Below are 11,906 nucleotides of genomic sequence, written 5' to 3'. Positions count from 1 at the left end.
CTGAAAGGGCGTTTATTGCATTATAGGGGCTATTTTGGTACCTTCGCTAAAAGGTGATGGGATACCACCTTAAACCGCCTGCGCCCGCAGCATAGGCTGATGACTCCTACAGATTGGCAAGCATTAGATTGCCAATGTTGTATATTTGTCTTCAGCTGATTATGAAAAACCGCCCGACATCTCAAAAATCATTATTTAAAAGGATTCTAAGCAAATCGCTCGCTGCCGGCGAGCAGGCGACAGCACTTTTATACACATTAAAATGGCTGGTCATTTGTGTGCTGGTAGGAGTGTTGGCAGGCTCTGCCTCAGCTTTATTCCTGGTAGCGCTGGATTGGGTAACTAATTACCGGGAGGCGAATACCTGGATTATCTGGCTTTTGCCCATTGGCGGTTTTGTAGTTGGCTTGCTATACCACTACTATGCCGGTCGCGCTGCGAAAGGAAATAACCTGCTGCTGGAGGAGATTCACCGGCCCCGCAAAGTAATACCTTTCCGGATGGCGCCGCTGGTACTGCTGGGTACCCTGGTGACGCACCTGTTTGGGGGCTCTGCCGGACGGGAGGGCACGGCAGTACAAATGGGAGGAGCCATTGCTGACCAGTTCACCTACCTGTTTCGCCTGCGCCCCCGTGATCGAAAGATACTGATTATAACAGGTATTAGCGCCGGGTTTGCTTCCTTATTCGGAACACCTCTGGCGGGTGCCATTTTTGGGCTGGAGGTGTTTATATTAGGCCGTCTGCGCTACGAAGCCCTCTTGCCAAGCTTTCTTGCGGCTGTTATTGCAGATTATGTCTGCCTGGCCTGGGGTGTTGGTCATATGCATTTTGCCATTCCTTTTGTACCTGATATGAACGCATCGGGTATTGCTTCTGCATTGGGGGCAGGGGCTGTATTTGGTGTTGCTGGTATGGCCTTTGCAAAATCTACTAATTTCTTTACACAGCAGTTTCAGCAACGTATCTCGTATGCTCCCTTCCGGCCTTTGCTGGGTGGGGCTGTTATTGCCATCGTAGTCTGGGGCATGGGCACCACCAAATACATTGGCCTAGGCATCCCGACAATTCTGCAAGCATTTGAAGTGGCTCAACCGTGGTATGCTTCCATTGTAAAAGTTATACTCACCGCCTTTACCCTTGGAGCGGGGTTCAAAGGGGGAGAGGTAACGCCGCTTTTCTTTACCGGTGCCACCCTGGGCAATGCTTTATCAGGCGTCATTCCGCTGCCCATGGCCCTGCTGGCGGGCATGGGCTTTGTTGCTGTATTTTCCGGTGCCACTAACACCCCCCTTACCTGCACCATCATGGCAATTGAATTGTTTGGTGCAGAAAGCAGCGTATTTATGGCTTTAGCCTGCGTTACCGCTTACATTTTCTCCGGCCATTCCGGCATATACGGGTCACAGATTATTGGCACCCCTAAGCACCTCTTCTTCGGCCGCGAAAAAGGGCAGGATATATCATCGGTGGCAGCATCGCGCAGAAAGAGGGAGTAAAGCAGCCTCAGCTCGAACAGGCACCTCTCAAACTTTTCCTTAACCTGCGGCTAATCTTTTGATAATCAGGGAACGAATTACCTCTACTCTGGCTTGATACGTATATAAGAATAGCGTATTTACTATTGTTCCAACACAGAGTTTCAGGCTATGGCACGAGTTAAATTCCTGATGCTGATTTGCTTTTCCCTTTGCCTGCTGCATTACCCGGTACAGGCCCAGGAGGCGCTGAGTATGGACAGTGACACAGTCTTTTTCACTTCCAAACGAAAGAAGATTAACATTCCTTTCGAACTGGTACACAACCTCATCGTCATTCCTGTTCGCATAAATGGTTCTCAGCCGCTGAACTTCATCCTTGACTCCGGAGTTAAAAATACACTTATTACCCATCTATTCCATGATGATTCGCTTGACCTGAAAGAGGTAAATAAAATCACGATTCAAGGATTAGGAGAGGGACATTCCATAGAAGCCTATGAATCTGACGGCAATGAAATGTTTATGCGGGGAATAAAAGGCATCAACCATCGTGTGTATGTGCTGTTAGAAGATGTGTTTGACCTTTCCAGTTATATGGGCATGCCAGTGCATGGCATTATAGGCTACGATATTTTTAAAAACTTTATTATAAAAATAAACTATAGCAGCAAGTACCTGACGCTTTACCGGCCTGACGTTGAGTTAAAGAAAAAACGTAAAGCCGAGGAGTATCCCTTGCACATAGAAGGAACAAAAGCATACGTTTATGGAAATGTGCGGCAGCATAATGGCGATACAGTAAAAGTTAAATTGGTTATAGATACAGGTGCAAGCAATAGCCTTTCTCTTTACCTGCCTTCCGATGGACGCCTTACACTGCCTCCTAAAGTAATGAAAGCATATTTGGGCAGGGGGCTGAGTGGTGATTTGCATGGCAAGATAGGCAGGCTCCAAGCTTTTGCATTAGGCAGGTATGAGTTAGAAAATTTGCCCGCTTCTTACCCTGATGAGGAGTCGATAAAGTTAGCTATTAATCTGGGGGGCCGGAACGGAAATCTGGGCTCAGACGTACTCTCCCGGTTCACAGCTGTTTTTGATTACCCGCACGGTCGCCTCACGCTCATTCCTAACAGCAGGTTTAAAGAACCATTTAATTACAATATGGCTGGTTTTGAGGTGGTAACACCCTTACCTGGTACCAATTTCTACGTTATTTCCAATGTAGTGGAAGATTCTCCTGCCAAACTCTTAGGACTTGAGCCCGGGGATCAACTCCTGAACATTAACGGGCGAAAATGCCATGAACTTATGTTGCCAGAGCTGCTAGAAATCTTAAAAAGCAAACCCGGTCGTACGCTGCGTCTGCGGGTGAAGCGGCAGCAGGAAATCCTGGATGTAGACCTGGTGTTGCAAAGCCGCATTTAGCGCTTGTTAATTTGTTTCATTTGCTCCAGCATCCTGCACATCCAGGTAAATCTGGAGCGCCAGCAGCAGTATGGCGAAAACAATCAGAAAGATGGCAGTATAGTATCTTGCCTTTGGAACAGGCTTTACATAAGTGTTTCCTTTTTCATCCGTCGCTGAAAATCGCAGGTCTGACAGGATAAGGCCATTCCCAAAACTCAACCAGATGGCTGCTGTCAGTGCTTCACGGGTCAGAAACAGAGATACCATGCCTATAGCAGAAAAGAGGATTCCGGCGATAACCCGAATGGAAAGTTTTCTCATGTAATGCAAGCACGTTTATGGCTGCAGAGGAGCAGCAAATAATTCGCAAGATAGCGCATTTGCCCCATAAAGTTGATTTGAACAAAACCTTAAAGTGAAATTTCCTAGTTTGGAGGTACATAATCCTGCTGTATTAGCTAAGATTAACTATGATTTACATTAAATTTCAAAATTTTGCGTTCAAAACTTTGAAATATCAAAATTAAAATGAAACATTTGTATTGTTCATTTGGGTATAAGGTAATGTGCTCAATTTTAAACGATTTACTAAGTCAATGCAAAAAAAGGCGCTTTTATCATCATCAGTGATAAAACACTCTTCAAACACGAAGCGTGCGACTTTTTCTATCCTTTCCACAAGGCTAGTTTCTATAACAGCTACCTCTATAGTCCGCTACAGGCCCTAGGCCGGCGTGCTTACCGACTGCCTATGTGGTAGTCATATTTCTAATAATCTTCCCGAATAGCTAAAGACGCCAGGCTCATCAATGAATGCCGGCCAAAGCTACTTTTTCTTTTTTTATACTTTGTAATTACGCTGTGCTTCCCACAGCAGGGCTATATCATTTTCTAAAAAGATGAATCAATCAGTGTTCATTGTTACCGTTGCCGGAGAGCAACACATCGTCCATGCACTGCAGATATGCCAGGAAATGGAGGAATCGGCGAAAGCCAGGGGAACAGGCATTGCCAAACGTTCGCCAGATTACATTGCACAGAAAATGCAGGAAGGCAAAGCGGTCATTGCGCTGCACCCGGATGGTACCTGGGCCGGTTTCTGCTATATCGAAACCTGGGGACATGGTAAATATGTTGCAAACTCCGGTCTGATAGTATCGCCAACATTGCGCAAGAGCGGCCTTGCCCGGCAGATCAAGAAGAAGATATTCGAACTGTCGCGCACCAAATATCCGGACGCGAAGATCTTTGGATTAACTACCGCCTTGCCTGTGATGCGCATTAACTCCAGTTTGGGATATAAACCGGTAACGTTTTCTGAACTGACGGATGATGAGGAATTCTGGAAGGGCTGCCGCAGCTGCGTGAACTTCGAGATTCTGCAGAGTAAAAACCGCACGAACTGCCTTTGCACAGCCATGCTTTATGATCCTGAAAAAGAAGAAAGTTATATGGCTTTGCCAGTAGTAGAGAAGCAGCCACAGCCAAAAGCTAACAGCGTACAGGAGCGTTGGATGCGTCATCGGCAGCGTCCAAACCAACAACCAGAGAACGCCAGTAAAGTGTCGGCAGCTTAATTTACCCTTAATCTGAAAAAGAAAACAGAATGAAAAAAGTAGTTTTAGCCTTTAGTGGCGGATTGGATACCTCTTATTGTGCCATCTACCTTGCCCAGGAACTGGGCCTGGAAGTATACACAGCCATTGTAGACACCGGTGGTTTTTCTGCGGATGAGCTGGAAGATATTAAGCGTCGCGCTTACGCTATGGGCTCTAAGAAGCACACGCATCTGGATGAAACAGAAAACTTCTATAACAGCTGTATCCGCTTCCTGGTTTTCGGAAATGTGCTCAAGAACAACGTGTATCCGCTGTCGGTGAGTGCAGAGCGCGTAACGCAGGCGCTGGCCATCGCCAACTATGCTAAAACAATAGACGCTGATTATGTTGCCCATGGCAGCACTGGCGCTGGAAACGACCAGGTGCGTTTCGACATGATTTTTCAGGCCATTATACCAGAGGTAGAGATCATCACGCCTATCCGTGACAAAAAGCTATCGCGCGAGGAGGAAATAGAGTACCTGAAGCAGCATGGCGTGGAGATGGACTTTAAAAAGGCGCAATATTCCATCAATAAAGGTATCTGGGGAACTTCAGTGGGAGGGAAAGAAACGCTGACATCGCATCTGCCATTACCAGAGGAAGCTTATCCGACACCACTCAGCAAGCAGGAGCCGGAGCGTGTGACGCTGCACTTTACAAAAGGTGAACTGACTGGCGTAAATGACCACACGTTTGAGCACCCGGTGCAGGCTATCCAGCACCTGCAGGAGTTAGCTGCGCCATTCGCCATTGGCCGCGACATACATGTGGGAGACACTATCATAGGCATCAAGGGACGTGTAGGTTTCGAGGCTGCTGCTCCGATGGTTATCATCAAAGCACACCATACCCTGGAAAAACACGTGCTCACGAAATGGCAGCTTTACTGGAAAGACCAGCTGTCGGTATGGTATGGCAACTGGCTGCACGAGGGGCAGCTGCTGGACCCGACCATGCGCGACATTGAGGCTTTCCTGGAGAGCACGCAGCAAAACGTGACGGGCAAGGTGCATGTGCTGCTGGCGCCTTACCGCTTCCAGGTAGAAGGCATCGAGAGTGTGCATGATTTGATGAGCAACAAGTTCGGCACCTATGGCGAAATGAACCGCGCCTGGACATCGGACGATGTAAAAGGATTTGCAAAAATTTTCGGCAACCAGAGTAAAATGTATCACAGCATCAACAACGAAGCGGCATGGGCGACGGATTAAGCGTGAAAGCAGGTATTGTAGGCGGCGCAGGCTATACAGGAGGAGAATTGCTTCGCCTCCTGGTACACCACCCGAACGTGCAGCTTGCTTTTGTGCACAGCAACAGCCAGGCAGGCAAGCCCGTGTATGAGGTGCATAAAGATTTACTTGGTGACACCGAGCTTTCCTTTACAGATGAACTTCAGCCGGACGTGGATGTGCTGTTTCTTTGTGTAGGGCATGGCGAAGCAAAAAAGTTTGTAGAAGCCAGTGACCTGCCGCAGCATATGAAAATTATAGACCTGAGCCAGGACTTCCGATGGAATGAAAGTATAACAGAAGCCACTGTTAGTGGTGCCGGTCGCACTTTTGTTTACGGCTTGCCTGAGCTACAGCGAAATGCCATAAAGGAAGCGGATAACATCGCAAATCCAGGTTGCTTTGCCACCGCTATGCAACTGGCCCTGCTTCCTTTGGCTGCAGAAAAGCTACTGACAAAAGAAGTACATGTAAGCGGCATTACCGGTAGCACTGGTGCCGGCCAAAGCCTAAGTGCCACCTCGCACTACAGCTGGCGTAGCAGTAACATCTCGAACTATAAGGTGCTGAACCATCAGCACCTGCACGAGATACGCCGAACATTGCAAGGGCTGCAGGAAGGAGAATTGTCTGAAATAAACTTTGTGCCTTACAGGGGGCCGTTTACACGTGGTATCCTGTGCACTTCCTACCTGCGCAGCAGCCTGAGCCAGAGCGAAGCCACAGCATTGTACGAAGCCTACTATAAGGAGCACCCATTTGTTAGCATCAGCTCTACTACACCAGACCTGAAGCAAGTGGTGAATACAAACAAATGCCTGCTATACATCGAGAAGCAAGGCGAGAACCTGGTCATCACCAGTATGATAGACAATCTTCTGAAAGGAGCCTCGGGCCAGGCAGTTCAAAATATGAACCTGCTGTTCGGCATGAATGAAAGGACAGGGCTCAACTTAAAAGCTTCTGCTTTTTAAATTGAATAATAAGTAATGATTAACAAATAACGACACAAGCCATGTACATCAAGTACTTCCTTTATTGTTTAACCTCTTACCTCTAACTTCATTTATATGAATTTATTCGACGTTTATCCGCTCTTCGATATTACACCTGTAAAAGCACAAGGCGCCTACCTTTGGGACGAGCATGGCAGACGCTACCTCGACCTTTATGGCGGCCACGCAGTTATCTCCATCGGCCACAGCCATCCGCATTATGTAAAGCGCATGGCACGCCAACTGTACAACATCGGTTTTTATTCAAACTCTGTGCAAATGCCCCTTCAGCAGGAGCTGGCAGAAAAGTTAGGAAAGCTGAGTGGCTACGAGGACTATAACCTGTTTCTGTGCAGTTCCGGTGCTGAGGCAAATGAAAATGCCCTGAAGCTGGCCTCTTTCCATACAGGTCGTAGAAAGGTGCTGGCGTTTAAAGGTGCTTTCCATGGCCGTACCTCTGCTGCCGTGGCTGTAACAGATAACCCTGCCATACAGGCGCCTATCAACGAATCGGAAAACGTCGTATTTGTTCCTTTAAATGACACAGAAGCCTTCAACTATGCACTCAAAGTGCATGGGCCGGAACTGGCTGCTGTGATTGTAGAGGGTATACAGGGAGTAGGTGGTGTACATGCACCGGAAGGAGCCTTTCTGAAGGAAGTTGCCGCTGGCTGTGAGCGCGTAGGAGCGTTGTTGATTCTGGATGAGGTACAGACAGGATACGGCCGCACCGGCAAGTTCTTTGCGCACCAGTATACAGACGTAAAACCTGATTTAATAACCGTTGCCAAGGGAATGGGAAATGGCTTTCCGGTGGCGGGTGTACTCATTCACCCTAAAATAGAAGCGAAGCATGGCCTTCTGGGCACTACCTTTGGCGGGAATTACCTGGCTTGTGTGGCTGCACTAGCGGTGCTAGAAGTAATAGAGGAGGAGAACCTGCTGGAAAACGCGCAGCACATCGGTAAAAGGTTGAATGAAGCCCTGCGTCAGTTTCCGGGTGTGCGGGAAGTGCGCGGAGAAGGCTTGATGATTGGAGTGGAGTTAGAGGAACCTTGCGCACCCATCCGGAAGCAACTGCTGACCGAGCACGGCATTTTCACCGGTTCGTCCTCAGACAAAAACACATTGCGCCTCCTGCCGCCTTTGTGCATCGGCGCCCGTGAGGTAGACACTTTCCTGTCTGCTTTTGAATCCGTTCTTCACACTTCTACCATACAAGCTAATTAATGAAAAAATTTACTTCTGTGCAGGATGTAGCCGATTTAAAAGATTTGGTAAAAGAAGCACAGCAACTGAAGCAAAATCCATATCAAGATAAAGAGTTGGGACAGAACAGAACGCTGGGCCTGCTCTTTCTCAACCCAAGCCTGCGCACCCGCATGAGCACTCAGATAGCTGGTGCCAACCTGGGCATGAACGTGATGGTAATGAACCTTGACAAAGAAGGCTGGGCGCTGGAGACGCAGGATGGGGCCATCATGAACGGCAGCACGGTGGAACATATAAAAGATGCAGCGGCTGTGATGGGGCAGTACTGCGACATCATCGGCATCCGTTCTTTCCCAAAGCTGCAGAGCCGGGAGGAGGATTACAATGAAGACCTGCTGCATAAGTTCATTTCTTACTGCAAAGTGCCGGTCGTGAGCCTTGAGTCCGCCACGCGCCACCCGCTGCAAAGCTTTGCCGATTTGCTGACCATCACAGAAAACACACCGGCAGGCAAACGCCCCAAAGTTGTCCTGACTTGGGCACCGCATGTGAAAGCAATCCCACAGTGCGTGGCTAACTCTTTTGCCGAATGGATGGGACAGGCAGATGTAGACCTGGTAATTACGCACCCTGAGGGGTATGAACTGGCAGATGAATTTACAAGAAATGCGCAGGTAACGACCAACCAGCAGGAAGCGCTGCAGGATGCCGATTTCGTATACGTTAAAAACTGGTCGAGCTACACTGAATATGGCAAAGTGCTGACGGATGGCGAAGGTTGGATGATGACAAACGAAAAGCTGAAAGGAACCAACAACGCGAAAGTGATGCACTGCCTGCCGGTGCGCCGCAACGTGGAGCTCAGCGATGAAATACTGGACGGGCCAAACTCCCTGGTGCTTGAGCAGGCAAACAACCGCACCTACGCTGCGCAGACCGTACTGAAGCGGCTCCTGGAAGGATTAAATTAACAATGATAGCCGCACAGACCTCACTTGTTACAAGACAAGTGAGCTTTCTGGCAAGCTTCTAAGTAATAACCTATGCAAGAGCTAAACATCATCAAGATTGGTGGCAACATACTGGACAAACCGACGCACCTGCAGCGCTTCCTAAGCGATTTTGCATCGTTTCCGGGTGCTAAAATACTAGTGCACGGTGGCGGGAAAATTGCCTCTACCATTGGCCAGCGGCTTGGTATCATACCTAAGTATATGGAGGGCCGCCGGATAACGGATGCAGAGACCCTGGAACTGGTGACGATGGTTTATGGCGGACTGATTAATAAGCAGGTAGTAGCGCAGCTGCAGGCATTTAGCTGTAACGCTATAGGCTTGACGGGTGCTGATGCCAATACCATACTCGCCTCTAAAAGGCCTGTGCGGGAGGTGGATTACGGCTTTGCAGGTGATGTGGCTGGCAACAGAAGCATTAATGTGGAGGTACTGCATGGGCTGTTAACCTTAGATGTAACGCCTGTCTTTGCGCCTTTAACGCATGATGGGGATGGCAGCCTTTTAAATACCAATGCTGATACCATTGCCTCTGTTTTGGCAACCGCTTTGGCTCCGCTGTACCAGGTGAAGTTGACGTACTGTTTTGAGAAAAAGGGGGTGTTGCAGGATCCCACCGACGATACATCTGTGATTTCACATATAAATCAGGCAACATTTCAAGAGCTGAAAGACACAGGCGTGGTTTCAGAGGGAATGATACCTAAACTGGATAATGCCTTCGCTGCACTGGGCCAGGGAGTAAAAGCCGTGCAGATTGGAGATGCTGCCGAAATTAATGATATTGTAGCAGGCGGAAAGGCAGGAACACTGCTTACGCTATAGCTTTAGTAAGGGTATAGTCCCTAATGCATCCTTAAAGAGATTATCATGAGTTTAGAAGTAAAAAAAGTAGCCATACTTGGCGGAGGCAATATGGGAATTGCGCTGGCCAAAGGCATGGTGGCATCCGGTAAATACAAACCTACGGCCATCACCCTGACCCGCCGGAACCTGCGGGCGCTTGAAAGCCTAGAAAAAGAAGGGTACCTGATAACCAGCGACAATGCACGTGCGGTGGAAGAGGCCGACATTATCATCCTGAGCATGTTGCCGCAGCAGCTTGATTTTGTGTTAGACTCCGTGGCTGAGAAGGTGGATGTGCAGCGCCACCTCTTTATTTCTATTGTGACCGGGGTGATGGTAACAGACATTGTGGAGCGGGTAGGAAAAATGGGGCTGCAGGTAATTCGTGCCATGCCGAATACCGCTATTGCCATACGCGAATCCATGACTTGCATTGCTGGCAACAAAGCTTCTGAAGAAAACCTGAACCTGGTGAGGGATATTTTCGATGCGGTGGGAGATACGGTGGAGATAGAGGAAGAGCTGATGACCTCGGCTACAGCCCTTTGTGCCTGTGGCATTGCCTTTTTCCTGCGCTCTATCCGGGCTGCCACTCAAGGAGGCACTGAAATCGGATTTCATGCGGCAGATGCGCTGCGTATGGCTGCCCAGACAGCAAAAGGGGCCGCCTCTCTGCTGCTGCATTTCCAAAGCCACCCTGAGAACGAGATAGACAAAGTAACGTCTCCGAAAGGCTGCACAATTGCCGGTTTAAACGAAATGGAGCATAACGGTTTCAGTTCCGCTTTAATAAAAGGTATCAAAACTTCCTCTCAGAAAGCCGAACAGCTTTATCATAAAGAAAAATAAATAAAAGTACCTTGTTAATGACGCCCCGTAAACTCTACGAAGAAGCTGTTGAACTGCTGAAACAATTGATTCAAACCCAATCCTTCAGCAAAGAAGAAAGCAACACAGCAGCTATCATTGCGCATTTCCTGGAAGAGCATAGGGTAAGCATTTACCGGGAGCAGCACAATGTGTGGGCATTTAACAAATACTATGATGCTTCAAGACCCACTATCCTGCTAAACTCGCACCACGACACGGTAAAGCCGAATCCCAGCTGGACGCGAAATCCTTTTGAGGCTGCGATAGAAGAAGATAAGTTGTTTGGACTTGGCAGTAACGACGCCGGTGGATGCCTTGTCTCGCTTATTGCTGCTTTCATGCATTTCTATGAAAGAAAGGACCTAAAGTATAATCTTGTATTAGCAGCGACAGCGGAGGAAGAAATCTCCGGCAGAAATGGTATAGAGCTGATTTTGCCGCAGTTGGGAACCTTAGAGGCCGCCATTGTAGGCGAACCTACCGAAATGCAACTTGCCATAGCGGAAAAAGGCCTGCTGGTGCTGGATTGTGAGGCGAAAGGCAAGGCAGGCCATGCAGCCCGGGAAGAAGGACTCAATGCGATATACGAAGCACTGCCGGATATACAGTGGTTTCAGCAGTATAAATTCCAGAAGGAGTCTGAGTACCTAGGTCCTGTAAAGATGAGCGTGACGATGGTGCAGGCAGGAACGCAGCATAACGTGGTACCAGACAGCTGTCATTTTACCGTAGATGTTCGTTTAACGGATGCTTATACTATGGAGGAAGTGATGGAGGTAATAGAGCAGCATGTAAAAGCGGAAGTAAAACCCCGTTCCATGCGTCTGAAACCTTCTTCTATACCTTTAGTGCATCCTTTGGTGCAGGCTGGCATTCGGATGGGCCGCCAGACTTATGGTTCTCCCACGACCTCAGACCAGGCGCTGCTATCTGTTCCTTCCCTCAAATTGGGCCCAGGATTTTCCGGCCGCTCTCACATGGCTGATGAATTTATTTATGTGTCAGAAATAGAGGAGGGAATTAAGCTATATATAGAGCTGCTGGAGCAGGTGGTTTAAAATAAAAGCAGTTCTGTCTTTGATTCGATAAATGAACTAACCTAACAACACTCGCACTTGCTGCGTGTTTTGACCATAGCCGTCAGGCTAAGGAGTTGTGCAAAGCTATAAGTAGCTGTAGCTTTGCAGGATGGAGGTAAGTGTAGAAGGATTATTAGAAGGCAAGGAGGAGTTGCTCGAGCAGCTGCAGTCCT

Annotated in this window: 11 protein-coding genes and 1 riboswitch; of the genes, 10 read left to right on the top strand and 1 reads right to left on the bottom strand. The window is 48.3% G+C overall.

What is annotated here, in order from left to right:
- Positions 1–43 precede the first annotated feature (43 nt).
- Positions 44–116, top strand: a riboswitch (Fluoride riboswitch).
- 45 nt (positions 117–161) lie between these two features.
- The gene (locus E1919_RS00055) at positions 162–1,499 is read left to right on the top strand and encodes a voltage-gated chloride channel family protein (protein ID WP_162051309.1); all 1,338 of its coding nucleotides are present in this window, start codon (positions 162–164) and stop codon (positions 1,497–1,499) included.
- Positions 1,500–1,649: 150 nt separating this feature from the next.
- Positions 1,650–2,906 carry an aspartyl protease family protein gene (locus E1919_RS00050; protein ID WP_162051308.1) on the top strand — a complete coding sequence of 419 codons (1,257 nt, stop codon included), beginning with the start codon at positions 1,650–1,652 and terminating at the stop codon, positions 2,904–2,906.
- 6 nt (positions 2,907–2,912) lie between these two features.
- Here E1919_RS00050 and E1919_RS00045 read toward each other — a convergent pair whose 3' ends face one another.
- Complete coding sequence (locus E1919_RS00045; RefSeq protein WP_162051307.1) at positions 2,913–3,209, bottom strand: hypothetical protein; 297 nt, start codon at positions 3,207–3,209, stop codon at positions 2,913–2,915.
- Positions 3,210–3,787: 578 nt separating this feature from the next.
- On the opposite strand from E1919_RS00045, the gene E1919_RS00040 reads away from it, so the two are divergent.
- The 8 genes from E1919_RS00040 (at position 3,788) to E1919_RS00005 (ending at position 11,712) form a co-directional block, all read left to right on the top strand.
- Positions 3,788–4,465 (top strand): GNAT family N-acetyltransferase, encoded by a 678-nt coding sequence (locus E1919_RS00040; protein WP_162051306.1) that lies wholly within the window; start codon positions 3,788–3,790, stop codon positions 4,463–4,465.
- A gap of 29 nt (positions 4,466–4,494) precedes the next feature.
- A complete protein-coding gene (locus tag E1919_RS00035; protein ID WP_162051305.1) occupies positions 4,495–5,700 on the top strand; it encodes an argininosuccinate synthase in 1,206 nt (401 codons plus the stop codon).
- Positions 5,685–6,692 carry an N-acetyl-gamma-glutamyl-phosphate reductase gene (gene argC, locus E1919_RS00030; RefSeq protein ID WP_162051304.1) on the top strand — a complete coding sequence of 336 codons (1,008 nt, stop codon included), beginning with the start codon at positions 5,685–5,687 and terminating at the stop codon, positions 6,690–6,692. The genes E1919_RS00035 and argC overlap by 16 nt, the downstream gene beginning before the upstream one ends.
- Before the next feature lie 96 nt (positions 6,693–6,788).
- Positions 6,789–7,943: an aspartate aminotransferase family protein gene (locus E1919_RS00025; protein WP_162051303.1), complete on the top strand. Its 1,155-nt coding sequence runs from the start codon at positions 6,789–6,791 to the stop codon at positions 7,941–7,943.
- On the top strand, positions 7,943–8,896 hold the full coding sequence (locus E1919_RS00020; protein ID WP_162051302.1) for a Rossmann-fold NAD(P)-binding domain-containing protein: 954 nt from the start codon (positions 7,943–7,945) through the stop codon (positions 8,894–8,896). Before E1919_RS00025 ends, E1919_RS00020 begins: the two co-directional genes overlap by 1 nt.
- A 72-nt stretch (positions 8,897–8,968) precedes the next feature.
- Positions 8,969–9,763, top strand: coding sequence for an acetylglutamate kinase (gene argB / locus E1919_RS00015; protein ID WP_162051301.1), 795 nt, complete (start codon positions 8,969–8,971; stop codon positions 9,761–9,763).
- A gap of 45 nt (positions 9,764–9,808) precedes the next feature.
- Positions 9,809–10,633: a pyrroline-5-carboxylate reductase gene (gene proC, locus E1919_RS00010; RefSeq protein WP_162051300.1), complete on the top strand. Its 825-nt coding sequence runs from the start codon at positions 9,809–9,811 to the stop codon at positions 10,631–10,633.
- A 17-nt stretch (positions 10,634–10,650) separates the two neighbouring features.
- On the top strand, positions 10,651–11,712 hold the full coding sequence (locus tag E1919_RS00005) for a M20 family metallo-hydrolase (RefSeq protein ID WP_162051299.1): 1,062 nt from the start codon (positions 10,651–10,653) through the stop codon (positions 11,710–11,712).
- Positions 11,713–11,906 lie beyond the last annotated feature (194 nt).

Source organism: Pontibacter pamirensis (genome assembly GCF_010015475.1).
In the GTDB taxonomy this organism is placed as follows: domain Bacteria; phylum Bacteroidota; class Bacteroidia; order Cytophagales; family Hymenobacteraceae; genus Pontibacter; species Pontibacter pamirensis.
This window is presented reverse-complemented; position numbering and strand designations above follow the sequence as displayed.